Raw genomic sequence first — 23208 nt, 5'->3', positions numbered from 1 at the left:
CATCTATCACAGCAACATGGGATTTGGAAGGTACGTAACCGCTCGCTTTCTTTGGGCCGGAGTTGTATCGCTAGTCATCACCACGGTCACGTTCCTGCTGCTGTCGGCCGCGCCGAACCCCGAAGTCCAGCAGGCGGCCACGCAGGCGGCGCTCCAGGGCGGAAATCCGGCGGAGGCGACCGAGCGGGCCAGAGAGCTACGGGGGCTCAACCAGCCGCTGTACGTCCGGTACCTCGATTTCATCCGGGGCGTGTACACCCTCGACTGGGGCTGGTCGATGAGCCGGAGCCAGCCGGTGATCGAGGCGGTCAAACAGTCGCTGTACTACACCGCGCAGTACTCCATCCCGTGGACGATCCTCACGGTCATCCTCGGACCGCTCGTCGGCGTCTACTCGGCCGCGAACATGTACAGCTGGAAGGATCACCTCGCGACCGGGTTCGCGTTCTTCGGATTCGCCATCCCGAACTTCTTCTTCGGGATCATCCTGCTTCTGATCTTCGGCGTCTGGCTCGAAGTCATCCCGATCACGTACGACACCACCGTACCGGTGTTCAGCATCGAAAACGCTATCCAGCTCACGATACCCGTATTCGTGCTGGTTACGGGCTCGATCGGGGCAGTCATGCGGGTCTCTCGGAACGAGTCGGCGGAGTTCCAGAACGCAGACTTCATGAAGACGGCGAAGGCGAAGGGCGTCTCACCCCTGCGGGCGTACGCCTACCACGTCATGCGGCCGACGCTCGTCCCGCTTTCGACGACGCTGGTCGGTCAGCTGCTCGCGCTGTTTCTGGGGTCTTCGCTGCTCGTCGAGGTCGTCTTCGCGATCCCCGGGCTTGGCCGACTGACGTACGAGGCGCTGGTCGCACAGGACACGAACCTCGTGTTGGGGACGACGCTGTTCTTCACGTTCGTCGCCGTCATCGGGAACCTCCTCGAGGACCTCGTGTTCACCGTACTCGACCCACGCATCAGCTACGATGACAGATAACACAAGGAAGAAAGATGGCAACTAAAAAATCCGAACAGTTCGACCAAATCGACTGGAACGAGATCTCGCGGTCGGGACGGTTCGATCTGTCGATCAACTCGATCGGGATGCTGTTGACGGCGCTCCCGGTCGTTCTACTGGCCGTTTACGACCAGTTTTTGATCGGGGACCGCACCCAGACGTTCGAGTTCATCGGAATCGAACGGGGACTCGCGAGCATCGACTTCTTTTTCATCTTCACCCTGTTTTTGGCCTTCTGGTACCTCGTCTTGCCGCTGTATCAGAACCCGCGGCGGACGCGGTACTACTGGAAGGAGTTCAAGCGCAACCGCCCGGCGCTCGTGAGCCTCGGCTGGCTCGGAATCGTGTTCGTCGGGGGTATCGTCGGACCGATCGTGATGGATCCACCCCAGCAGCAACTGCTCATCGCCTACCAGCCGCCGGTGTTCACCTCCGTCGTCGACACGACGCCGGCGACCTGCGTCGGCGAGGTGATGAACGGGCGGTGTTACGGCACGTGGGAACATCCCCTCGGCACGACGAACGCCGGCAAGGACGTGTTCACGATGATCGTCTACGGGATGTTGATCAGCATGCAGATCGCGTTCATCACGACGACCATCGTCGCCACGATCGGGATCTCGTTCGGCACCCTGAGCGCGTACGCGGGCGGGTGGGTCGACGAGATCATGATGCGGTTCGTCGACATCATCCTCTCGTTCCCGACGTTCCTGATGTTCCTGCTCATCCTGTACATCTACGGCGCCGGGCTCGGGATGTTCATCGTGGTGTTCTCGCTGTTCGCCTGGGGCGGGACCGCCCGGTACGTTCGGAGCAAGTCCCTCTCGGTGTCCGAAGAGGAGTTCATCAAGGCGAGTCGTATCAGCGGCGCGAGCACGTACCGCGTCATCCGCAGTCACGTGGTTCCGAACGTCGCGAGCAGCATCATCACGCAGCTCACGCTGCTCATCCCGGCTTCCTGCTCGCGGAGGCCCAGCTCGCGTTCCTCGGGATCGGCGACTCGACGGTCCCATCGTGGGGCCAGCTCATCTCCGCGGGCCGGAGCGACCTCTCCTTCGCCCCGTGGATCGTGCTGGCACCCGGCATCGTGCTGTTCTTGACCATCCTCGCGTTCAACTTCCTCGGTGACGCGCTGTTGGACGCGCTGAACCCCGAAGCGGAGGCCGAGAACGAATAATGGCCGACGACCAACCACTACTCGAGGTCGAAGACCTCAAGACGACGTTCAGCACCGACAACGGAACCCTCACGGCGGTCGACGGGATCGACTTCAGCGTCGACACCGGCGAAACCGTCTGTATCGTCGGGGAGTCCGGCTCCGGCAAGACCGTCGCGACGGAGTCGGTCACCAGGATCATCAACACGCCGCCGGGCGAGATCGAGGGGACCGTCCGCTACAAGGGGCGCGACCTGTTGTCGCTCCCCGAGTCGGAGCTCCGACAGATCCGGGGCAACGAGATCGCCCACATCTTCCAGAACCCGCAGGAGGCGATGAACCACTGCTACACCGTCGGGTGGCAGATCACCGAGGCGCTCCAGATCCACCAGGACGTCTCCGACGAGGAGGCGCGCGCGAAGGCGGTCGATCTCATGGACCGCGTCGGGATCGCGAACGCGAGCTCGCGGTTCGACGACTACCCGCACGAGTTCTCCGGCGGCCAGAAGCAGCGCGTGATGATCGCGATGGCGCTCGTCGGCGACCCCGACCTGCTCATCGCCGACGAGCCGACGACGGCGCTCGACGTGACCGTTCAAGCGCAGATCCTGAAGCTCCTCAACGACCTCCAGGAGGAGTTCGAGATGGGAATCTTATTCGTCACGCACGATCTCGGCGTCGTCGCGGAGATCGCCGACCGGATCGTCGTGATGTACGCCGGGAAGGTGATGGAGCGGGGCGGCGTTCTCGACATCTTCGACCGCCCCACACACCCGTACACCCAGCAGCTGTTGGAGTGCCTGCCGGAGTTCGGTGGCACGGGCGGGGGCATACCGGGGACGCTCCCAGATCCGCACGACCCGCCGGACGGGTGTCGGTTCGCGCCGCGCTGCGAGTACGCCGAGGAGGCGTGCCGGACCGGCGAGCAGCCGGAGGAAGTTGAGGTCGAACCCGGACAGTGGGTCTCCTGTGTCCACTACGGCCCGGGCGGCGATCCCTCAGTGATCGGCGGCGAGGAGTTCGGACCCGCCGGCGAAACCGGCGCGGCCGACGGCGACAGCGAGGTGGGTCCCGCCGATGACTGAACCGCTGCTCACGGTGCGCGACCTGAAGAAGCACTACCCGATCCGGAAGGGGGTATTCAACCGGCAGGTCGGCGCCGCCCGCGCTGTCGACGGGATCAGCTTCGACATCGCGGAGGGCGAGACGCTCGGACTCGTCGGCGAGTCCGGTTGCGGGAAGTCGACCGCGGCGAGCTCCATCATCCACCTCGAAGAGCCGACCTCTGGTGAGGTCGTCTTCAACGGGAACGGCCGCGAGGGCGCGACGCGGAATCCCGACGGGAGCCACCCCAACGACGTGACGGAGTTCAGCGACGAGGAGCTGAAGGAGTTCCGACGAGGGGCCCAGATGGTGTTCCAGGACCCCTCCTCGAGCTTCGACCCGCGGATGTCGGTCGGCAACGCGGTCGGCGAACTCCTCAAGGTTCACGGGATGAGCGACCGCCACCGGCGCCGCGCGATCGTCGAGGACCTGCTCGAACGCGTCGGGCTCTCGGCGAGCGACTTCGACCGGTACCCCCACGAGTTCTCCGGGGGCCAGAAGCAGCGGATCGCGCTCGCCCGGGCGCTCGTGTTGAACCCGGACCTCATCATCGCCGACGAGCCGGTGAGCGCGCTCGACGTCTCCATCCAGGCGGAGATCCTCTCGCTGATCGACGACCTCCAGGACGAGTTCGGCCTGTCGCTTTTGTTCATCAGCCACGACATGTCCGTCATCCGCCAGATATGCGACCGGGTGGCCGTGATGTACCTCGGCGAGATCGTCGAGATCGGGCCGGTCGAGGAGATCTTCACGAACCCGCAACACCCGTACACGGAGGCGCTGCTGTCGTCGATCCCGACGCCGGACCCGCGCGCGAGCGTGGGCGGCATCGAGCTGAAGGGGACCGTCCCCAGCCCGACGAACCCGCCGAGCGGCTGCCGGTTCCACACCCGGTGTCACAAGGTGATCCAGCCCGACGGCGTCGACGTCGATCAGGACGACTGGCGGGGGCTGTTGAACCTGCGCGACAAGATCAACACCGGAGAGATCGACGTCGAGCAGGTTCGAGAGAACGTCGCCGCGAGCGGAACCGAGCCGACGGACTCGGAAGTTCAAGCGGAGATCCGGCGGGAGTTCGACATCGGTGAGACGATAGACGACCCCGAGCTCGAGGAGACGCTCACGGAGGCGATGAACCTCCTGTTGGACGACAACGCCGAGATGGCCGGCGAATTCCTGTCCGACGAGGTCACGACTCCGTGCGCCCAGACCGAGCCCTCGAAGACGGCCCACGCGTCCGACCACGAGTCCGCTTGCCTCCTCCACGAGGACCGAGCGTCCGCGGAGCCGAACCCCGCGGACGACTGAACCGGGCGCCCTCACTCGGTCGCCGCAGCGACCGACGCCGGATCGACGCGTCGCGGCTCCGGGACGCTCGTTTTTTCCGAGGCCACCGCCACGTCGCCCCGAGAGTCGTCGCCGCCCTCGTCGGCGGCGCTCGGCGCGGCGAGCACCGCGGTCCCGCCGACGGAGAGGGGAGCGACGAGACCGGCCGCGAGTGCCGGCGCGTCGGAAAACGGGCGCCGGAGGACGACGCGCGTCTCCGCGTCCATCCCGCCCGCCTCGACCGCGGTCGCGGCGAGCGAACACAGTTCGCGGTGGCTGAACTCGCGCTCTGGCCCGACGATAGCGGCGTCATCCGGTTCGACGTCGCTCGGCGGCGTCCCCGGGTTCTCGCTCCACAGCTCCTGTTCCCAGTGCGTGGTCTCGGGACGCTCCGGCGATCCGCCGAACGCGGCGAGGTTCGTGCCCGGCGCCGGATCGAGGTCGGCGGCGGTCGCGACCGGCGCGAGCACGACCCGGTCGCCCGCGTCGATTCCCGCCGCCGGGTCGAACCGGACGGGCGCGCCGACCGCGGCTGCGCCGAGGAACGCGAGCGTGGTGTGAAAGCCCGGCGTCGGGTCGACGGCGACGGTCGCCCCTTCTCGGACGCCGAGGTATCGGAGCACGTTCGCCGCCTTGTAGCCGTTCGTGATCAGATCGTGGTGGCTCCGCTCCCGGCCGTCCGCCGTGACGAGCGCCGTGTCGCGGGTGCGCCGGTCGCGCGCGAGCAGATCCCCGACGAGTTCCATACGCGGTTCTCGGGGCGCGCGAGCCTTAACACTGCGGCGTCGACGGGGAAGGGTCAGGAGGGAGAGCGGGTCAGGGTGCGCCGGCGATGACGATCATCGAGCCGGCGTCAGGGTGCGCCGGCGACGACTATCATCGAGCCGGCGTCAAGGTGCGCCGGCGACGACTATCATCGAGCCGGCGTCAAGGTGCGCCGGCGACGACTATCATCGAGCCGGCGTCAAGGTGCGCCGGCGACGACTATCATCGAGCCGGCGTCAAGGTGCGCCGGCGACGACTATCATCGAGCCGGCGTCAAGGTGCGCCGGCGACGACTATCATCGAGCCGGCGTCAAGGTGCGCCGGCGACGACTATCATCGAGCCGGCGTCAAGGTGCGCCGGCGACGACTATCATCGAGCCGGCGTCAAGGTGCGCCGGCGACGACTATCATCGAGCCGGCGTCAAGGTGCGCCGGCGACAATCATCTTCGAGCCGTCCGCGGAGAAGGCGAGGTCGCGGGTAGACCCGGGGTCGACGCGGACCGCGTCGCCGGGGTCCAAGTCGACGGCGTCCCCGTCGACGGTGAGCGTTGCCTCGCCGTGGAGCAGCACGTACACCTCCTCGTGGTCGCCGTCGGCGTGGTCGTGTTCCATCCCCTCCCAGCCGTCGTCGGCCTCGACGACGGTCACGCCGAGGTGCTCGCAGTCGAGCGCGTCGCGGAGGAAGTACATCCCGGGCGCGCGCGGTTCGACATCGTCGTAGGCCGTCGTGTCGTAGCCCATGCGTCGACGATGGGTCCGGAGCGCGGAAAAGGTACGGGCAGCGGAAGCTCAGAAGGAGCTCTTCAGCTTCTCGAAGAAGCCGCCGCCGACGTCGATGTCCTCGCCGCCGGCCTCGGCGAACGCCTCCAGCGCCTCGCGCTGTTCGTCGTTGAGCGACTCGGGGACGACGACGGCGACCTGGACGTAGAGGTCGCCGCGCCCGCGGCGCCGGAGCCGGGGCATCCCCTTCCCCTGAAGGCGGAACGTCTCGCCGCTCTGGGTGCCGGCGGGGACGTCCATCTCGACGCTGCCGTCGACCGTCTCAACCTCGATGGTGTCGCCGAAGACGGCCTGCGGGAAGGAGACGGCCTCGTTGACGCGGAGGTCGTCGCCGTCGCGCTCGAACCGGTCGCCGACGTCGACGTCGACCTCGATGAGCAGGTCGCCCTTCGGCCCGCCGTTTTCGCCGGGCGCGCCCTCGCGCTCCATCCGGAGGCTCTGTCCGGAGCGGATCCCGGCCGGAATCTCGACCGAGAGCGTCGCCTCCTCGCGGACGACGCCGTCGCCGCCGCAGTCGGCGCAGTCCTCGCTGTACAGCTCGCCCTCGCCCTCGCACCGAGGACACGTCGACGTCTGCTGGACGCGGCCGAGCGGCGTCTGCTGGACCTGCTGGACCTGTCCGCGGCCGTTACACTGCGGGCACGTCTCCACGTCCGCGTCCGGGGGTGGCCCGCGCCGTCGCAGGTGGCGCAGGTCGTCGGTCGCGTGAGCGTGACCTCCTTGGTCGCGCCCTCGAACGCCTCCTCGAGGTCGATCGTCAGCCCCGTCTTGAGGTCGCGGCCCTGTCGCGGACGGTTGCCGCCGCCACCGCCGCCGCGACCGCCACCGCCGCCGAAGAACTGGTTGAAGATGTCCTCGAACCCGCCGGCGCCGCCCGCACCCCCTGCGCCGCCGAAGGGCCCGCCGGCGCCGCCGGGACCGGCACCGCCACCGCCGGTCGCGCCGCGCTTGTCGGCCTCGGTGAACCGGTCGTGGCCCATCTGGTCGTACTGCTGGCGCTTCTGCTCGTCGGTGAGCACCTCCTTGGCCTTCTGGATCTTCTTGAACCGCTCCTCGGCGTTCTCGTCGTCGCTGACGTCGGGGTGGTGTTTCGCGGCCTGCTTGCGGTACGCCTTCTTTATCTCCTCCTCGCTGGCGTCCCGCGACACGCCGAGGACGTCGTAGAAATCTTCGCTCATGCGTTGCGTTCGTTGGTTAGTGTTGATCGACGGGTCGATTTAAACGGCGGGGTCGGGGCGTCGAAAGTCAGCTCGGCGGGGGTTACTCCTCGTCGTCGTCCACGTCACCAGAACTGCGAAGCAGTTCTGGTTGGCTGATGAGAACGACTACTCGTCGTTCTCATCAACGTCCTCGAAGTCGGCGTCGACGTACTCCTCGTCGTCGCCGTCGGCGCCGGGACCGGCGCCGCCGGGGCCCGCCGCGCCGCCCGGACCGCCGGCGCCGCCCATGCCGCCCATCCCGCCGGGACCGGCGCCGCCCGCGCCGCCCGGACCGGCCTGCGCGGCCTGCCCCTCGTACATCTGCTTGCCGATCTCCTGGAGCTCCTCGGTGAGCGCCTCGGTGGCGGACTCGATCTCCTCGGTGTCGGCGTCCTCGTCTTCGAGGACCTCTTCGACATCCTCGATGGCCGCCTCGATGTCGGCGACGAGCTCGTCGTCGTCGAGCTCCTCCTCGTTCTCTTCGAGGAGGGTCTCGGCGCGCTGGATCGTCGTCTCGGCCTCGTTGCGGGCCTCGATCCGCTCGCGGCGGGCCTCGTCCTCCTCGGCGTGCTGCTCGGCCTCTTCTTGCATCTCCTCGATCTCCTCGTCGGAGAGGCCGACGCCCCCTTCGATGGTGATCGACTCGGCGTTGCCCGAGCCCTGGTCTTCGGCCTCGACGTTGACGATGCCGTTCTCATCGATGTTGAACGAGACCTCGATCTGGGGGGTTCCGGCGGGCGCCGGCGGGATGCCGGAGAGCTGGAAGGCGCCGAGCAGCTCGTTCTCCTCGGCGATCTCGCGTTCGCCCTGGAAGACGCGGACGTTGACGGAGGTCTGGTTGTCCGCGGCCGTGGTGAACACCTTCGACTCCTCGGTCGGGATCGTGGTGTTCTTCTCGATGAGCCGCTCGAAGAGGCCGCCCTTCACCTCGATACCCAGCGAGAGCGGCGTGACGTCCAGCAGGACGATGTCGTCGACGTCGCCCGAGAGCACGCCGCCTTGGACCGCCGCGCCGAGCGCGACCGCCTCGTCGGGGTTGACGTTCTTCTTCGGCTCCTGCCCGACGAGCTCCTCGACCTGCTCTTGGACCTGCGGCATCCGGGTGGAGCCGCCGACGAGGATGACCTCGTCGATGTCGGACTTCGAGTAGCCGGCGTCCGAGAGCGCCTGCTCGGTCGGCTCGACGGTGCGGTCGATGAGGTCGGACGTGAGGTTCTCGAACGTCGCGCGGGTGACGGACTGTTCGAGGTGGACCGGGCCGCTGTCGGTCGCGGTGACGAAGGGGAGGTTGACCGTGGTCTCCTTCTTGTTCGACAGCTCGATCTTCGCCTCCTCCGCGGCGTCTTTCAGCCGCTGAAGCGCCTGCCGGTCGTCGCGGAGGTCGATCCCGTGGTCGTTCTGGAACTCGTCGGCGAGGTGGTCGATGAGCGCCTCGTCCCAGTCGTCGCCGCCGAGGTCGTTGTCCCCGTTCGTGGCGACGACCTCGTAGACGCCGCCGCCGAGGTCGAGGACCGAGACGTCGAACGTGCCGCCCCCGAGGTCGTACACGAGGACGGTCTGGTCGGACTCGTCGTCGAGGCCGTACGCCATGGAGGCCGCGGTCGGCTCGTTGACGATGCGTTCGACCTCGAAGCCGGCGATCTCGCCGGCGTCTTTCGTCGCCTGCCGCTGCTTGTCGTTGAAGTACGCGGGGACCGTGATCACCGCCTTCTCGACGTCGTCGCCGAGGTACTCCTCGGCGTCGCGTTTGATCTTCTGGAGGATCATCGCCGAGACCTGCTCCGGCGTGTACTCCTCGTCGCCGATCTCGACGGTGTAGTCGTCCTCGCCCATGTGCCGCTTGATCGACTGGATCGTGCGGTCGGGGTTCTGGACGGCCTGGTTCTTCGCCGGCTTGCCGACGAGGCGCTCGTCGTCGTCGGCGAACGCGACGACCGAGGGCGTCGTCCGGTCGCCCTCGGCGTTGGCGATGATCTCGGGCTCGTCGCCCTCCATCACCGCGAACGCGGAGTTGGTGGTACCGAGGTCGATACCGAGAATCTTGTTGCTCGCCATCTTGCTCATAGGTAGCGGCTTGTTTCGGTTAAAGGTTACTAGATGCTGCCATTCGCCGGAACGAGAGAACCCGCTGCTGTCGTGCGATTTCTCGATCGTGTGAGTCGCTCACATCGGTGTCTTTATACAGATCCGCAAACGCAGCGGCTTTCGGGATCGCTCGCGGAGGGTTCGCGGGCGCGAGCGCGGACGTACATTCGGCGAAGTCGTGTCGCTGAGGCCCGGACCGCCGATTTAGATCCCGCTCACGAGGTCCTCGAGGACGGCCTCGGGGTCGTCCGCCTTCGCGACGCCGGAGGCCAGCAGGACGCCGGCGGCGCCGAGGTCGCCGGCGGTCGACACGTCCTCGCCCGTCGAGACGCCGGCGCCGCAGAACACGTCGACCGCGGGGTCGACGGCCTCGGCGGCCGCGACCGCGTCCTCGACGATCCCCGGGTCCGCGGTGGCGACGGAGACGTCGCCGCCGATGAGTTCCGGGGGCTCGACGGCGACTGCGTCCGGGCCGAGCGCGGCGGCGGCGCCGACCTGCGCGGGGTTGTTCGCGCAGACGATTGTCTCCAGGTCGGCGCGCTCGGCGGCGCGCACGGAGCCGTCGACGTCGGCGAGCTTCAGCCGGTTCTCGGAGTGGTTGATCAGCGTTCCCTCGGCGCCGTTGTCGGCGACGGCCTCGGCCAAGGTCGAGCCCGTGTGCGAGCCGTGCGCGTTCGGCGAGACGTGCTGGGCCCACGTCTCGACGCCGGTGTCCGCGACGCGGGCGACGTCGGCCGCCTGCGGCGAGACGGCGATCCGCGCGCCGGACGCCTCGGCGACGTCGCGGGCCGCGGTCGCTACCTCGATCGGATCGCACGGGTACGCCTTGAGGTTCACCAGGATGAACATACGCCCACTCGGGGAGCGCGGCGCAAATAGGTTCGTGCTTCGCGGCGCGCGTCTCGGTGCCCCGGACGAGCCCTCGACGCCGAGGGACGCGCCCCCGAGAGCAGAAACGTCCTTATACCCCGATGCTGTGGGTCCGGGCAAGGGATGTCCCTCATCGAGCTCATCGCGGGCGTGGAGGCGCACGAGGCCACGCTGACCGTGTTCAACGCCGATCCGGCGGTGACGGACGAGCTCCGGGAGCACTTCGCCGACCGCAACGTCCGGATCGTCGACGACCAGACCGCCTCCGGCCCGGAGGAGTTCGCCGTGCTAGCGCGGGACGGGGAGTTCGTCACGGCCGTGACCGTCGACGACCTGCTGTCGGGCACCGGCGAGGACGGATCGGAGGGCGCGAGGGGCGGGGACGACGCTCCGGGAGGCGCGGGCGCAACCGGGGACCGCGTCGGGCGGCCGGTGTTGGACCACCTCGACGAGACGATGTTCACCTCATACTCCCGCGAAGACATGGTCGCCGCGTCGCGGGAGATCGAGGACCGCGCCTGGCGGGTCGGCGACGGGGCGCTCCACGCGGGGTTCCAGACGCTCGACGTGCTCACCGGCGAGGCGGACACCTACGACCTGCTCGGCGAGAAGGAGCGGCTCGACGTCCACGCGTACGCGGCCGACGAGGGGGACGCGCCCGACGTCGAACACTACACCGTCCACGTCGGCGAGACCGCCGAGATCCGCGAGACGTGGTTCGTCGCGTACGACGGGGGCGGCTACGAGGACGCGAAGTGCGCGCTGCTCGCCGAGGAGCGCGCGCCCGGCGAGTTCTACGGCTTCTGGAGCTACGACCCCGAGACGGTCGACTACATCATCGACTACCTCACCGAGCGGTACGGCGGATCGGAGCAGACGGACGACGGCGGCGCGACGGCGTGACGGCCGCGAGCGTCCGACGACCCGCTCGTCGGAGCCTGGCGGTGCGTCGGAAGGAGGGCGCGGGCGACGGCCCGGTGACTAATCCTTCCGCTTGACGACGTCGCCGAGCGTCATCGTGCCAGCGTCGTTCGTCTCCCAGTCGGCGTCGTCGGACGACTGCCCCTCGACCAAGGAGATGTCGAGCGCGCGTTCGAGCTTGCGCTGGACCTCGTCGGTCGGGAGCGTGTCGCCGCGTTCGAGCTTGCGGATGAGACTCGCCTTCTCGTTGAGCTGGTCGGCGAGCTCCTCCTGGCTCAGCCCGCGCGACTCCCGCGCCTCCCGGATCCGCTCGTCGTAGTCGGTGGCGATCTCGTCCATGTCGTCGAACATGTCGCGTGGGCGGGTCGAGCCGCCGGAACTTCCGGACCCGCTCGACGAGCCGGACGAGCCGGACGACGAGGACGACTTCCCGGTGCTGGAGCTGGTGGAGTACTTGCCGCCGCCGGAGCTCGTCGACTCGTCGCGGACCTCGGTGCCGAAGTCCGTACACGAGCTACAGAGCTCCAGCTCGGCGCCTTCGACCTTCGTCGTCGTCAGCGAGGCCTCCTCGGCGCCGCACATCTCACACTGGGGCATACGCGACGCTAACGCTCCCGATGGTATAAAGGGTGTGCCGCGGCTCCGCGGCGCGGAGGGACGCACTCCGACTGCGTCCCGGCCGCAATCGTGCCGCGGTCGGTACCGACTTGTCGTCGCGGCCGGCAGGGTGGGGTATGGACGTACACGTCACGCGCTCAGAGCTCCGGGGGACCGCCCGCGCGCCGCCGTCGAAGAGCTACACCCACCGCGCGCTGCTCGCGGCCGGCTACAGCGACGGCGCGACCGTCGAGTCGCCGCTGATCTCCGCCGACACGCGGGCGACCGCCCGCGCGGTCACGGCGTTCGGCGGGTCGGTCGCGCCCGCCGGGAGCGAGCGCGGCGGCGACGGCGCGGCCGCAATTCCGGGCGACGCCGACGCGATCGCGGTTGAGGGGTTCGGCGGCCGCCCCGCCGTCCCGGACGACGTGATCGACTGCGCGAACTCCGGGACGACGATGCGGCTCGTCACCGCGGCGGCCGCGCTCGCGGACGGCACGACCGTCCTCACAGGCGACAGCTCTCTCCGATCGCGGCCGCAGGGACCGCTCCTCGACGCGCTCGGCGACCTCGGCGTGCGCGCGGAGTCGACCCGCGGCAACGGGCAGGCCCCGCTCGTCGTCTCGGGCCCGCTCGAAGGCGGCGCGGTCGCGATTCCCGGCGACGTCTCCTCGCAGTACGTCACCGCGCTGCTGATGGCCGGCGCGGTCACCGACGAGGGGGTCGAGGTCGAACTCACGACCGACCTCAAGTCGGCGCCGTACGTCGACATCACGCTCGAACTGCTCGCGGACTTCGGCGTCGAGGCGACCCCGGTCGACGCGGCGGGCGACCCGCTCGACGGCGCCGCCGGCGCCGCGGGCTTTTCCGTTCCCGGCGGGCAGACCTACGAGCCCGCGGGCGGCAGCTACGCCGTGCCGGGGGACTTCTCCTCTATCTCGTACCTGCTCGGGGCGGGCGCGGTCGCGGCCGCGCCCGGCGAGGCGGTCCGGATCGAGGGCGCGCGGCCGAGCGCGCAGGGCGACGCGGCCATCGTCGAGATCGTCGAGGAGATGGGCGCCGACATCGAGTGGGACCGCGAGGCCGGCGAGATCGCCGTCGAGCGCGCCGACCTCTCCGGCGTGACCGTCGACGTGGGCGACACGCCCGACCTCCTCCCGACGATCGCCGCGCTCGGCGCCGTCGCGGACGGCGACACCCGGATCGAGAACTGCGAACACGTCCGCTACAAGGAGACCGACCGCGTCGCCGCGATGGCCGAGGAGCTCGAAACGCTGGGCGCGGAGACGACCGAGGAGCCGGACGTACTCACGATTCACGGCGACGCGAGCGATCTCACGGGAGCCACCGTCGACGGCCGTCACGACCACCGGATCGTGATGGCGCTGTCCGTCGCCGCGCTCGCCGCCGAGGGGACGACGACCGTCCGCGGCGCCGAACACGTCGACGTCTCCTTCCCCGGTTTCTTCGAGACCATGGCCGACCTCGGGATGACCGTCGATCGCGACTGACGCGCGGAGAAGCCAATGATTATAGCCGTTCACAATATACACAAGATTACATGGTGGCAGACAGCAGATGAGTGGCGAACCGTCGTCGAACGAAGGGGCGGGCGGACCGAACGCGGCGCTCGTCGTCGGCGTCGTGTTCTCGACGATCGTTGCGCTCACCGTGATCGCGTACACGGTGACGGTGAGCGCGGTCAACGCGTTGGCCGTCGACCTGCTCGCGTACCCGATCGCCGGGGTCGCGCCGTTCGTCGTGATCACGGGGGCCATCCTCACGATCCCGATCATGATCCCGACGGCGCTGATCTCGATGAAGCGGCTGGGCTGACGCCGACAGCGGCGCCGAACACGTCGGCGTCCCCTTCCCCGACTTCTTCGACGCGCTGACCGACCTCGGGATGGCCGGCGATCGCGACGGCGCGATCGAATAACTATTCATAAACAACCGGCTGTGCGGTGGCGCGTGCCTGCGAGCGGCCGCCCCCGGCGGCCGCGAGGAGCACGCGCGAGGGACGCCGCGAGCGACCGGAGGGAGCTAGCGGCGAGGCTGGGGAGGTGTGAGGCTGCGGTCGCTGTGCGGGGCGGGACTCAAAGGGGCAGTCGCGAGGCCGACGTAGGCGACGCAAGTACCGCAAGGAGGGAGCGCCAGCGACCGACTGAGGAACGCAGCGAGCGTACGTCGGCCTCGCCGGCTGGGGCTTTGGCGGTGTTCTTCGCCGATCCGCGATCAGTTATTTATAAGTAATCGGTCGGGCTCTGGAGGTATTCACCGTCTATCTGCCAGTTCTTTTTTTTTATAAGTGATCGGCTGGGGCTCTGGCGACAGTCACCGCCACTCCGCAATCGACGATTTATAAATGAGTGGCGGAGAGTTCGAACGTCCTCGCAGGGGGTACAAAGCCGACACCTTATCTGGACCGACGGGTACACAAGCCCGCCGGAACGAGGGTTCGATATGGACGACATCGACGTCGAACCCGTCGACCGGGTCGACGAGCCCGAAGACGAAGGTCCCGTTGAGCCGGCCGACGGCGACGAATCCCTCACCGTCGACGACGACCTCGCCGACCTACCAGCGGGCGTCGACGCGCCCGACTACGTGCTGTACGGCGGGAAGGGCGGCGTCGGGAAGACGACGATGGCGGCCGCGACGGGGCTCGCCTCGGCCGCGGGCGGCGTCCGCACGCTCGTGGTCTCCACCGACCCAGCCCATTCCCTTTCAGACACCTACGAGACCGAAATTCCCGCCGAGCCCGCGCGTATCCGCGAGGACATGCCGCTGTACGCCGCCGAGATCGACCCCGACGCCGCGATGGACGAGGGGATGTTCGGCGCCGACGGCGACCCGCTCGGCGGGCTCGGCGAGATGGGTGACGCGATGGGTGGGATGGGCGGCGAGGGCCCGATGGGCGGCGCCGGCGGAGACGCCATCGACGGCGAGGACGGCGAGGGGCTCGGCGGCCTCCTCGGCGGCACGATGCCCGGCGCCGACGAGGCGGCGGCGATGCGCCAGCTGCTGGAGTACCTCGACGATCCGCGATTCGACCGCGTCGTCGTCGACACCGCGCCGACGGGCCACACCCTCCGGCTGCTCCAGCTGCCGGAGATCATGGACTCGATGCTCGGCCGCGTGATGAAGCTCCGCCAGCGCTTCTCCGGCATGATGGACGGGATCAAGGGGATGTTCGGCGGCGGCGACGACGAGCCGGACCCCTCCGCCGACCTCGAGGAGCTCCGCGAGCGCATCGAGCGCCTGCGGGCCGTCCTCCGGGACCCCGAGAAGACCGACTTCCGCGTCGTGATGATCCCCGAGGAGATGAGCGTCGTCGAGTCCGAGCGGCTCGTCGCGCGCCTCGACGAGTTTCAGATTCCCGTGAACACGCTCGTCGTCAACCGGGTGATGGAGGGCGTCGGCGACGTGACCGACGGGGACGGCTCCGGGATCGACCCCGACTGGGTCGTGGAGCCGAACCCGGAGACCTGCGAGTTCTGCGCGCGCCGCTGGGAGGTCCAGCAGAACGCGCTCCGGGAGGCGACCGACCTGTTCCGCGGGCGCGAGGTGAAGCGGGTCCCGCTGCTCGCGAACGAGGTGCGGGGCGAGGCCGCGCTGCGCGTCGTGGCGGCCTGCCTGAACTGAGCTTCGAGCCGCTGGCCTTCTCCGCTGTTCGGCCTCGCTTCCGTCGCTACTCGGGCGCGCTCCCGAGGATCCGGTCCCGGACCAGCTCCGCGACCCCCGTGAGGTGCGCCTGTCCGAACAGCCCCACCAGTATCGCACCGATGGTGTTGTAGGTGAGATCGGAGACCGTGTCTTCGAGCCCGTGCTGCGCGAGCGGCATGTCGATGCCCGTCTCGGTCGCGATGATGTCGAGCCCGAACTCGAACAGCTCCCAGAGCACGCCGAACGCGAGCACGACGACGACGATGAAGACGAACGCGAACCGCGCCGGGATGCGGATCCCGTCGCTGTGGAGGTCGACTGCGCGCAGCGTCGTGTACCCGACCGCGGCGACGAGCGAGGCCGACAGCGCGTGCGTCATGTGGTCCCACCACTCGACGCGCTGGTAGAACCCGGCGGACCCGACCGTGTGGAGGAACACCGCCATCGTGATCCACAGGGCGAGCCACGGGTCCAAGGGGAGGTCGTACCGGCGCTCCAGCGTCGCCGGGATCAGCGTGACGAGGAAGGCGATGACTCCGTTGCTTATCGCCTTCTGTTCGCCCGCGAGGAAGCCGTAGGCGACGATGGCGACGAGCAGGACCTGCATCGCACCCGTGAGCCGCCGTTGCGAGGCGAGCGACGGACGGGGGAGCAGCGTCATCGGCGCACCACCCGCCGGATGACGCGGCGGAGGCGGCGCCCTCGCCCTCGGAAGTAGCCGTCGAAGAGGAGCCCGGCCGCGATCCCCGCCAGCGTGACGTAGATCCACTCGATCATCAGCGCGTCGTTCGTCGTCAGGAAGGCGGTGCCGACGCGCTGGTCGAGGTTCCAGCGTAACACCGTCCACACCGCCGCCGTCGCCAGCGTCGCCATCACGACGAACGCGACCGCGAACCAGTGCGTGAGCCGCAGCGTCGTGAACATGTGGAGGTCGACGGCGATCACGAGCGCCAGCGCCGCGATGGCGACGTACGTCGCGAACGTCCCCAGTTCGCCGCCGAAGACGGCCCGCACGAGGACGGGCAACAGCGCGAGGGTGACGAGCTCTGCCGGGAGCATCGCCCGCCAGTCCCGCGCCGCGACGGTCGGCGCGAGCACGACCGCGCCGAGCCCGACGACGATCATCGCCGAGAGCAGGTCGTAGTCGAGCGCGCTCTCGACCAGCACCCCCGTCAGGACCGCGATCATCGCCCACGCGACGAACGCGTTGAGCCGTCCGTCGCGGATCAGCTCCGTCAGTCGGTCCTCGACCGCATCCAACCTGTCGGCTAAGTCCTCGTCGCGCTCCGCGTCACCGACATCCGCCTCGGAGCCGGCGTCGGCGTCGCGGCGTCGGTCTCCGTCCATGTCTGATACGGAGGCCGGGGAGGGTAATAAGGGGTCGCTCCGGGCATCGGGACGGCCTCCGTCTCGGGCGCCGAACGGACGGCCTTTTATTCCGCACGTTCCTCGGATCCGTATGAACTGTCGGCGGTGTGGCACCCCCATCGAGAAGCCGGGGGACTACTGTCTCACCTGTAACACCGCCAACGCCGACGCCGTCGTCGCCGAGTTCGAGACCGACCGCGCGCACCTGACTATGCTCGACGAGGACGACGTGGTCGGCGAGACGACGGTCACCACGCGCCCGGAAGAGGGCGAGCGACTGAGCGAGGTCCAACTGCGGAACTTCGCGGGCCGCGTCGCCGACGAGATCCGACGGAAGCGCCCCGAGACCGTCTACGCCGCCGGCGAGCGCGAGCCGCTCCGCGAGACGCGGGCGCAGCTCCACCACGAGTTCTACCGCGTCCCCGACGGCGGCGCGAGCGGGAGCGGTCAGGGCGGGGCGGCGGCGGACTCCCGTGACGACCGCGAGGCGGACGTGAGCCCGGTCGTCGCGTGGGTGCTCGACCGTCGGGGCGACCGGTCGCTGGCGGTCGTCGAGACGCCGCCCCGGGAGAAGATCGGCGGGTCGCACTCGACGCTCATCGGCGACCGCAAGGGGCGGAAGGCCGTCCAGACCGTCGCGGAACACCCTCACGTCAAGAAGATCGTCCCCGGTCCCATCGACGCCGGCGGGACGGGCTCGCGGACGGGCCTCCGCGCGAAGGCGACGCGCGCGGGGACGAACGGCAACGTCCGACTCCTCTTGCGCGACGGCTCCAGCGTTCAGGAGAACCGGATCGTCACCACGGCGATGGACCGCGAGACCGGCGAACGCGTCCGCGAGGACCTCAACGAGGCGCTCCGCGACGCCGAGCTCCAGGACGCGTAGCCGCGAGCCACGGTTCCGGTCGGGTCTCGGCCCCAGTGTTCGGATCTGTCCCTCGATGCGTCGATCTCGGGCGTGCGGCCCGGAACCGACCGCTACCGACCGCCTCTCTGTCGCGAGGTTTTTCACGAAACCGGGCGTTGCGAGCGGTGTGAGTACCCTCGTTACGCTCGGTGCGGGCGTCGTCTTCGGCTTGGCGCTCGCGGCGCCGCCCGGCCCGATGAACGCGGTGATCGCCGAGGAGTCGGTTCTCCGCGGGCGTCTGGCCGGCTTCCGGGCCGGGCTCGGCGCGGCGACTGCCGACGCGATCTTCTTCGTCCTCGCGTATGTCGGCGTCGTCGCGGTCGTCGAATCGTTCCCGCTGTTACAGGGCGCGATGGTCGCGGTCGGCGGGGTCCTGATGCTGTATTTCGCTGTCGGCGCCGCCCGAGGGGCCCGAGAATCCTTCCGTCCGACCTCGGGCGATGATCCGATGGTCGCGGAGGGGAAGGGGTTCCGCAAGGCGCTGGTGCTCGCCTTGACCAATCCCTACCAGGTGCTGTTCTGGCTGACGATCGGCGTCGGCATGCTCCGGCCGGGCGAGCTCGACGTGCTCGCCCGGCTCCCCGTCGTCGGCGCGGACCTCGCCGGGACGCTCGTGGTCGCCACTGGCTCGCCGGCGCTCATCGGCGGGTTCTTCCTCGGCGTGCTGACGTGGATCGTGAGCTTCCCGACCGGGCTCGTCGCCGCCGAGCGCCGGATCGAGACGTTCGCGCCGCTCGTCGCCGTCGGCTCCGCCGTCGTGCTCGCCGGCTTCGGTGTCTACTTCCTCTACGACGCCGCGACGACGCTGGCGGCGCTCGGCGCGTAGCGGGCGCGGCCGAATCGACCGCGTCGCTCGGCGGCGTGCGACCGATCGATCGCCCGGGTCAACCGACGCTCGCCGGCGCACCGCGCCCGAGCGGTCCGCGACCGCATGGACAACGGCTTTGACCCGTCGGCGAGACCGGCCCGTATGTTCGAGAAGACGACGTGGATCAAGCTCCCGCGGAACGTCCTCGTGGGACACGACGTCATCGACGACCTCGGGGAGGCGGTCGGCGAGCTCTACCTGACGGGGCGGCCGCTGATCGTGACGAGCCCGACGCCCAACGACATCGCCGGCGACCGCGTCCGGGCGCAGTTCGACGACCCCGCGACCGCCGTCGTCGACGAGGCCTCCTTCGACGCCGTCGAGGAGCTGAAGGCGACCGCCGAGGCCGTCGACCCTGGCTACCTGATCGCCCTCGGTGGCGGGAAGCCGATCGACATCGCGAAGATGGCCGCCGACCACCTCGACGTCGGCTTCGTCTCCGTCCCGACCGTCGCCTCCCACGACGGCATCGTCTCCGGGCGCTCCTCGATCCCCGAGGGCGACACCCGCCACTCCGTCGCGGCCGACCCGCCGCTCGCCGTCGTCGCGGACACGACGCTCATCGCGGACGCCCCGTGGCGGCTCACCACCGCTGGCTGTGCGGACATCATCTCCAACTACACCGCGGTGAAGGACTGGCGGCTCGCCCGCCGCCTCCGCAACGTCGAATACAGCGAGTACGCGGGGGCGCTCTCGGAGATGACCGCGGAGCTGCTCGTCGAGAACGCCGACATGATCCGCCCGGGCTTAGAGGAGTCCGCGTGGGTGGTCGTGAAGGCACTCGTCTCCTCCGGCGTCGCGATGTCGATCGCCGGCTCCTCGCGGCCCGCCTCCGGCGCGGAACATCTCATCTCCCACCAGCTCGACCGGATCGCGCCCGGCAAGGCGCTTCACGGCCATCAGGTCGGCGTCGCCTCGATCATGACGGAGTACCTCCACAGCGGCGAGAACGGCCGGTGGAGTGCCATCCGCGACGCCCTCGACGAGCTCGACGCCCCGACGACGGCGAGCGAGTTGGGGATCGACGACGCGGAGCTGCTCGCCGCCCTGACGAGCGCCCACGAGATCCGCGACCGCTACACCATCCTCCAAGGCGGGATCAACGAGGAGGCCGCAGTCGAGGTCGCGACCGCGACGGGCGTCATCGAGCGGTAGTCGTGACGGCGCGGTCGCGGGCGAAACGTCTCGACCGCCGGGAGTACCCGAAGCCGACTTATCGCTCCGTTCCCTCCTCCCAATATGTCCACCGCCAGCGTTCGCAAGCGGGCCAAGGAGCGGGCCACCGCGATAACCGTCCTCCTCACCGTCGTCGGCTACGGCGCCGTCGGCGGCGTGTTTCTGGTCCCCGAGTTCCAGGCGCTATTCCCGACGCTCACACAGGAGACCGTGAACCTGCTCGCGCACGCAATCGCCGCCGTCAACACCGTCACCGTGATCACCCTCTCGCTCGGCTGGTACTGGATCCGCAACGACGAGGTGAAGAAACACGCGGCCGCGATGACGACCTCGTTCGGCCTCATCCTCCTGTTCCTCGGGATGTACCTCCCGAAGGTCGCCGGCGGCGGCACCAAGGAGTTCGTGCTGGACTCGGCGTACGGGTGGGTCCCGCTGTGGGACTGGGTGTACCCCGCGTACCTGATCATGCTCGCGATCCACATCATTCTCTCCGTGATCTCCGTCCCGGTCGTCCTCTACGCCATCGTCCTCGGGCTCACGCACACGGAGCCGGAGCTTCGCAACGAGACCCCACACCGGCGCGTCGGACGGATCGCCGCGGGCGCGTGGATCCTCTCGCTCGCGCTCGGCGTCGTCACCTACCTCCTCCTCAACCACCTGTACGACTCGACGTTCGCGGCCGCCGAGGCCGCGACGGTCCTCCTCCCGGCTGTGCCGGTCTGAGAGCTGCCGCCCTCGATCGCTCGCCGTCTCGTTCCTCGCTTCCGGCCGCCCCCGCCGCCACCGAAACGCTTGAGCGGCGGCCGCGACACGCCTACCCATGACCGACTGGATCGGCGAGACGTTCACGAGCGACGCGGGCTGGAACCACCTCCTCGACCTCGTCGACGTCGGCGACCGGATGGCCGGCTCTGCGGGCGAGCGCGAGGCCTTGGAGCTGACCCGCGACGCGTTCGCCGACGCGGGCGCGCGAAATGCGGCGATCGAGGAGTTCGAGATACAGGGCTGGGAGCGCGGCGACAGCGCGGTCCGGGACGCGACGACCGACGAGCCGGTCGCGGTCGGCCCGAACGAGTGTATCGCGCTGCCGCGCAGCCCGAGCGGCGAGGCGACCGGCGAGTTCGTCGACCTTGGCTACGGCGTCCCCGAGGACTTCGAGGCCGACTTGGAGGGGACAGTCGTGATGGTCTCGTCGGACACTCCGGACTCCGTCGACCGGTTCATCCACCGCCGCGAGAAGTACTACCGCGCGGTCGACGCGGGCGCCGCCGCCTTCGTCTTCGCCAACCACGTCGAGGGGACGCTCCCGCCGACCGGGAGCGTCGGGACCGCCGACGATCCGATTGGGGCGATCCCCGCGGTCGGCGTCTCGAAGGAGACCGGCGCCCGGCTCGCGCGACGCAACGAGGGCGACGACCTGACCGTCGCGGTCGACTGCGAGACGCCGACCGCGACGAGCGGAAACGCGGTCGCCGAGCTGGGGCCCGACACCGACGAGCACTTGATCGTCTCCTCGCACGTCGACGCCCACGACCTCGCGGAGGGCGCGATGGACAACGGGGCCGGCACGGCGACGATCGTCGAGGTCGCACGAGCGCTCGCGGCCCGCGAAGACGAGCTCGACGTGCGGGTCAAGTTCGCCGCGTTCGGCGCCGAGGAGGTCGGCCTCGTCGGCTCGTCGGTGGCCGCCGAGGCGGCCGACCGGGACGCGGTCCGCGCCGTCGTCAACGTCGACAGCAACGTGTTCGGCCGGACGCTGCGGCTCGACCACCACGACTTCGACGCGCTCGAAGCCACCGCCGAGCGCGTGAGCGACCGCTTCGACCACCCGGTCGCGACGGGCGAGGAGCTGGTGCCCCACAGCGACCACTGGCCGTTCGTGAAGCGGGGGATCCCCGGGTACATGGTCTCCGGCGAGACGGAGGGGCGCGGGCGCGGCTGGGGCCACACCCACGCGGACACGCTCGACAAGTTAGAGTCGCGGAACCTCCGGGAGCAGGCGATCCTCCTCACCGAACTCGTCGTCGACCTCGCCGAGGCGGACGCGTCGATCCCGCGCCGGGACACCGACGAGATCGCCGCGGCGCTCGAAGCCGAGGGGAAGGCGACGGGGATGAAGCTCACCGGCGACTGGACGTTTTGACGAAGGAAGCGTCGGGACAGGGCGATCGAGCAGGACGCCGGAAACCCGCCGCCTTCTCGGCCCTAACAAACAGCAACTTGGTTTGTCTAGAAGTGTTAATTAAGAACTGACGGAAATGTAGACGATGCGCTCGGAGACCGGGAACAACTACCGAGAGAGACTACGTGGCTGTTAGGCCGGTACAGCAAGAACAGTCGCCGAATAGGCGGTGACCGAATCGTTCGGGTCTTCAGCAGTTACGACAAGCGTGGTCTCACCGCCAGGATCAACGGTTTTTGTTTCGGTTTGTGTCACGACCGCGTTCTCGTCATTGCTGACCTCCCAGATGACCTCGGCATCCGTGTCAGCGGTTCTCTCTGAGTTGTTGCTGACGGTGATCGCCAGTTCGTATCCAGTATCAGTGGCAGAAAGATCGGTTGACGCGGAAACGCTCACCATCGGCCCCTCGACAACCATCTCACCGTCAAGACTGGGACCGAACCCGCCGTCAAGACACCCGGCGGTCGCGAGGATCGTTCCGCTGGTTACCAGCGTGGCGGTTGATCTCAGTGCGCCGCGACGCGTACTGGTATTTTTTTCCACCACCCCAAATATCTGGACGAACGCATATAAATCACTGTGGAGAGGGGTAGGTGGAGCGTGACGAAAGGACCGGGCGAGGGGGGAGATAGAGGGAGCGTCGGAGCGGTGGAGAAGGGGAACGGGAACGTCACGCGCCGAGCGCAAATTCGCTCAATTCGGAGCGCGCCCGTCAGGCGACGACGAACTGGTTCCAGATCCCTTCGACGACGAAGAACAGCGCGAAGTACGACGTCCACACTAACACGACCAGCGAGGCGGCGATCGAGCTCTTCGGCGCCTCGATCTCCATGTCGTTGCGGGCCTCGACGTTGCGCGCCTCCAGCTCGAAGAAGTCGGCGATGAACATCGCCAGGACGAGGACCGACAGGATCGTCCCTCGCACGGGCGCAACGAGGATGTATACGAACGACAGGAGGACGAGCCCGACGTTGGTGAACACGTGCGGCGTGTACGCCTCCACGCTGTCCGCCTCCTGTCCCTGATCGACGTGTCGCCTGTGCGCGAGGTGCCGGGTCGCGAGGTTCGCGACGGTCATCACGAAGATCGCGTACGGCAGCGCCGGCCCGGCGGCCGCCAGCCAGCCGAGGGGAACGAGGAACTGCAGTGGGTCCATATCCACCATTTCCGTTCACGACGTATTAGAGTGTTTCCGATCGGCGCTCCCGCGACGGGGTCGCGGACG

21 protein-coding genes and 2 pseudogenes are annotated in these 23208 nt (G+C 68.8%); 13 read left to right on the top strand and 10 right to left on the bottom strand.

Annotated elements, in window-relative coordinates:
- The first annotated feature begins 16 nt into the window (after nt 1–16).
- The 4 genes and pseudogenes from J7656_RS12180 (at nt 17) to J7656_RS12165 (ending at nt 4580) form a co-directional block, all read left to right on the top strand.
- Entirely contained in the window at nt 17–991 is a 975-nt protein-coding gene (locus tag J7656_RS12180; RefSeq protein WP_026046179.1) for an ABC transporter permease, read from the top strand.
- A 14-nt stretch (nt 992–1005) separates the two neighbouring features.
- Nucleotides 1006–2189 (top strand): annotated as a pseudogene (locus tag J7656_RS12175) (ABC transporter permease).
- Complete coding sequence (locus tag J7656_RS12170; protein WP_017342638.1) at nt 2189–3253, top strand: ABC transporter ATP-binding protein; 1065 nt, start codon at nt 2189–2191, stop codon at nt 3251–3253. The pseudogene J7656_RS12175 and the gene J7656_RS12170 overlap by 1 nt, the downstream one beginning before the upstream one ends.
- Nucleotides 3246–4580, top strand: a complete 1335-nt coding sequence (locus J7656_RS12165) for an ABC transporter ATP-binding protein (RefSeq protein ID WP_211553426.1) — start codon at nt 3246–3248, stop codon at nt 4578–4580. The genes J7656_RS12170 and J7656_RS12165 overlap by 8 nt, the downstream gene beginning before the upstream one ends.
- An 11-nt stretch (nt 4581–4591) precedes the next feature.
- Here J7656_RS12165 and J7656_RS12160 read toward each other — a convergent pair whose 3' ends face one another.
- From J7656_RS12160 to tpiA, 5 genes and pseudogenes are all read right to left on the bottom strand, one after another.
- Nucleotides 4592–5344 carry an acyl-CoA synthetase family protein gene (locus tag J7656_RS12160; protein WP_211553425.1) on the bottom strand — a complete coding sequence of 251 codons (753 nt, stop codon included), beginning with the start codon at nt 5342–5344 and terminating at the stop codon, nt 4592–4594.
- A gap of 440 nt (nt 5345–5784) precedes the next feature.
- Nucleotides 5785–6105, bottom strand: a complete 321-nt coding sequence (locus tag J7656_RS12155; protein WP_017342641.1) for a cupin domain-containing protein — start codon at nt 6103–6105, stop codon at nt 5785–5787.
- A 48-nt stretch (nt 6106–6153) separates the two neighbouring features.
- Nucleotides 6154–7322 (bottom strand): annotated as a pseudogene (gene dnaJ, locus J7656_RS12150) (molecular chaperone DnaJ).
- Nucleotides 7323–7469: 147 nt separating this feature from the next.
- Nucleotides 7470–9407, bottom strand: coding sequence for a molecular chaperone DnaK (gene dnaK, locus J7656_RS12145; RefSeq protein ID WP_026046180.1), 1938 nt, complete (start codon nt 9405–9407; stop codon nt 7470–7472).
- 225 nt (nt 9408–9632) lie between these two features.
- Nucleotides 9633–10277 (bottom strand): triose-phosphate isomerase, encoded by a 645-nt coding sequence (gene tpiA / locus J7656_RS12140; RefSeq protein WP_017342644.1) that lies wholly within the window; start codon nt 10275–10277, stop codon nt 9633–9635.
- A 144-nt stretch (nt 10278–10421) separates the two neighbouring features.
- Between tpiA and J7656_RS12135 the strand changes: the two genes are divergently transcribed.
- Nucleotides 10422–11201, top strand: coding sequence for a DICT sensory domain-containing protein (locus J7656_RS12135; protein WP_017342645.1), 780 nt, complete (start codon nt 10422–10424; stop codon nt 11199–11201).
- A gap of 78 nt (nt 11202–11279) precedes the next feature.
- Here J7656_RS12135 and J7656_RS12130 read toward each other — a convergent pair whose 3' ends face one another.
- Entirely contained in the window at nt 11280–11816 is a 537-nt protein-coding gene (locus J7656_RS12130) for a multiprotein bridging factor aMBF1 (protein WP_017342646.1), read from the bottom strand.
- Nucleotides 11817–11953: 137 nt separating this feature from the next.
- Here J7656_RS12130 and aroA point away from each other — a divergent pair, with 137 nt between their 5' ends.
- From aroA to J7656_RS12115, 3 genes are all read left to right on the top strand, one after another.
- Nucleotides 11954–13327, top strand: a complete 1374-nt coding sequence (gene aroA, locus J7656_RS12125) for a 3-phosphoshikimate 1-carboxyvinyltransferase (RefSeq protein ID WP_211553424.1) — start codon at nt 11954–11956, stop codon at nt 13325–13327.
- A 67-nt stretch (nt 13328–13394) separates the two neighbouring features.
- The gene (locus J7656_RS12120) at nt 13395–13652 is read left to right on the top strand and encodes a hypothetical protein (RefSeq protein ID WP_211553423.1); all 258 of its coding nucleotides are present in this window, start codon (nt 13395–13397) and stop codon (nt 13650–13652) included.
- 627 nt (nt 13653–14279) lie between these two features.
- Entirely contained in the window at nt 14280–15461 is a 1182-nt protein-coding gene (locus J7656_RS12115) for an ArsA family ATPase (RefSeq protein WP_211553422.1), read from the top strand.
- 46 nt (nt 15462–15507) lie between these two features.
- On the opposite strand, the gene J7656_RS12110 is transcribed toward J7656_RS12115, so the two are convergent.
- Nucleotides 15508–16143: a DUF2238 domain-containing protein gene (locus J7656_RS12110; RefSeq protein ID WP_211553421.1), complete on the bottom strand. Its 636-nt coding sequence runs from the start codon at nt 16141–16143 to the stop codon at nt 15508–15510.
- Nucleotides 16140–16829, bottom strand: a complete 690-nt coding sequence (locus tag J7656_RS12105) for a hypothetical protein (protein WP_017342651.1) — start codon at nt 16827–16829, stop codon at nt 16140–16142. The genes J7656_RS12110 and J7656_RS12105 overlap by 4 nt, the downstream gene beginning before the upstream one ends.
- 112 nt (nt 16830–16941) lie before the next feature.
- Between J7656_RS12105 and J7656_RS12100 the strand changes: the two genes are divergently transcribed.
- The 5 genes from J7656_RS12100 to J7656_RS12080 all read left to right on the top strand — a co-directional run bounded on the left by J7656_RS12100 (nt 16942) and on the right by J7656_RS12080 (nt 21944).
- A complete protein-coding gene (locus J7656_RS12100) occupies nt 16942–17736 on the top strand; it encodes a DUF2103 domain-containing protein (protein ID WP_017342652.1) in 795 nt (264 codons plus the stop codon).
- A 148-nt stretch (nt 17737–17884) separates the two neighbouring features.
- A complete protein-coding gene (locus J7656_RS12095; protein ID WP_017342653.1) occupies nt 17885–18583 on the top strand; it encodes a LysE family translocator in 699 nt (232 codons plus the stop codon).
- A 144-nt stretch (nt 18584–18727) separates the two neighbouring features.
- Nucleotides 18728–19780 (top strand): NAD(P)-dependent glycerol-1-phosphate dehydrogenase, encoded by a 1053-nt coding sequence (locus tag J7656_RS12090; protein ID WP_017342654.1) that lies wholly within the window; start codon nt 18728–18730, stop codon nt 19778–19780.
- An 84-nt stretch (nt 19781–19864) separates the two neighbouring features.
- The gene (locus J7656_RS12085) at nt 19865–20524 is read left to right on the top strand and encodes a DUF420 domain-containing protein (RefSeq protein ID WP_017342655.1); all 660 of its coding nucleotides are present in this window, start codon (nt 19865–19867) and stop codon (nt 20522–20524) included.
- A 97-nt stretch (nt 20525–20621) separates the two neighbouring features.
- Nucleotides 20622–21944, top strand: a complete 1323-nt coding sequence (locus J7656_RS12080) for a M28 family peptidase (RefSeq protein ID WP_211553419.1) — start codon at nt 20622–20624, stop codon at nt 21942–21944.
- A 171-nt stretch (nt 21945–22115) separates the two neighbouring features.
- On the opposite strand, the gene J7656_RS12075 is transcribed toward J7656_RS12080, so the two are convergent.
- Together J7656_RS12075 and J7656_RS12070 are read right to left on the bottom strand one after the other, a co-directional pair.
- Nucleotides 22116–22526, bottom strand: coding sequence for a hypothetical protein (locus J7656_RS12075; protein WP_157745925.1), 411 nt, complete (start codon nt 22524–22526; stop codon nt 22116–22118).
- A gap of 169 nt (nt 22527–22695) precedes the next feature.
- Nucleotides 22696–23139: a DUF7313 family protein gene (locus tag J7656_RS12070; RefSeq protein WP_096393565.1), complete on the bottom strand. Its 444-nt coding sequence runs from the start codon at nt 23137–23139 to the stop codon at nt 22696–22698.
- Nucleotides 23140–23208: the final 69 nt, after the last annotated feature.

This window comes from Halorubrum ruber (genome assembly GCF_018228765.1).
GTDB lineage: Archaea > Halobacteriota > Halobacteria > Halobacteriales > Haloferacaceae > Halorubrum > Halorubrum ruber.
Note: the sequence above shows the minus strand (reverse complement) of the source record. Positions and strands in the feature narration are given on the sequence as shown.

Excerpts from the sequence above, each read along its gene's own strand:
- J7656_RS12180 (WP_026046179.1), top strand. The coding sequence starts at position 17 with ATGGGATTTGGAAGGTACGTAACCGCTCGCTTTCTTTGGGCCGGAGTT.
- J7656_RS12170 (WP_017342638.1), top strand. The coding sequence starts at position 2,189 with ATGGCCGACGACCAACCACTACTCGAGGTCGAAGACCTCAAGACGACG.
- J7656_RS12165 (WP_211553426.1), top strand. The coding sequence starts at position 3,246 with ATGACTGAACCGCTGCTCACGGTGCGCGACCTGAAGAAGCACTACCCG.
- J7656_RS12160 (WP_211553425.1), bottom strand. The coding sequence starts at position 5,344 with ATGGAACTCGTCGGGGATCTGCTCGCGCGCGACCGGCGCACCCGCGAC.
- J7656_RS12155 (WP_017342641.1), bottom strand. The coding sequence starts at position 6,105 with ATGGGCTACGACACGACGGCCTACGACGATGTCGAACCGCGCGCGCCC.
- dnaK (WP_026046180.1), bottom strand. The coding sequence starts at position 9,407 with ATGAGCAAGATGGCGAGCAACAAGATTCTCGGTATCGACCTCGGTACC.
- tpiA (WP_017342644.1), bottom strand. The coding sequence starts at position 10,277 with ATGTTCATCCTGGTGAACCTCAAGGCGTACCCGTGCGATCCGATCGAG.
- J7656_RS12135 (WP_017342645.1), top strand. The coding sequence starts at position 10,422 with ATGTCCCTCATCGAGCTCATCGCGGGCGTGGAGGCGCACGAGGCCACG.
- J7656_RS12130 (WP_017342646.1), bottom strand. The coding sequence starts at position 11,816 with ATGCCCCAGTGTGAGATGTGCGGCGCCGAGGAGGCCTCGCTGACGACG.
- aroA (WP_211553424.1), top strand. The coding sequence starts at position 11,954 with ATGGACGTACACGTCACGCGCTCAGAGCTCCGGGGGACCGCCCGCGCG.
- J7656_RS12120 (WP_211553423.1), top strand. The coding sequence starts at position 13,395 with ATGAGTGGCGAACCGTCGTCGAACGAAGGGGCGGGCGGACCGAACGCG.
- J7656_RS12115 (WP_211553422.1), top strand. The coding sequence starts at position 14,280 with ATGGACGACATCGACGTCGAACCCGTCGACCGGGTCGACGAGCCCGAA.
- J7656_RS12110 (WP_211553421.1), bottom strand. The coding sequence starts at position 16,143 with ATGACGCTGCTCCCCCGTCCGTCGCTCGCCTCGCAACGGCGGCTCACG.
- J7656_RS12105 (WP_017342651.1), bottom strand. The coding sequence starts at position 16,829 with ATGGACGGAGACCGACGCCGCGACGCCGACGCCGGCTCCGAGGCGGAT.
- J7656_RS12100 (WP_017342652.1), top strand. The coding sequence starts at position 16,942 with ATGAACTGTCGGCGGTGTGGCACCCCCATCGAGAAGCCGGGGGACTAC.
- J7656_RS12090 (WP_017342654.1), top strand. The coding sequence starts at position 18,728 with ATGTTCGAGAAGACGACGTGGATCAAGCTCCCGCGGAACGTCCTCGTG.
- J7656_RS12085 (WP_017342655.1), top strand. The coding sequence starts at position 19,865 with ATGTCCACCGCCAGCGTTCGCAAGCGGGCCAAGGAGCGGGCCACCGCG.
- J7656_RS12080 (WP_211553419.1), top strand. The coding sequence starts at position 20,622 with ATGACCGACTGGATCGGCGAGACGTTCACGAGCGACGCGGGCTGGAAC.
- J7656_RS12070 (WP_096393565.1), bottom strand. The coding sequence starts at position 23,139 with ATGGACCCACTGCAGTTCCTCGTTCCCCTCGGCTGGCTGGCGGCCGCC.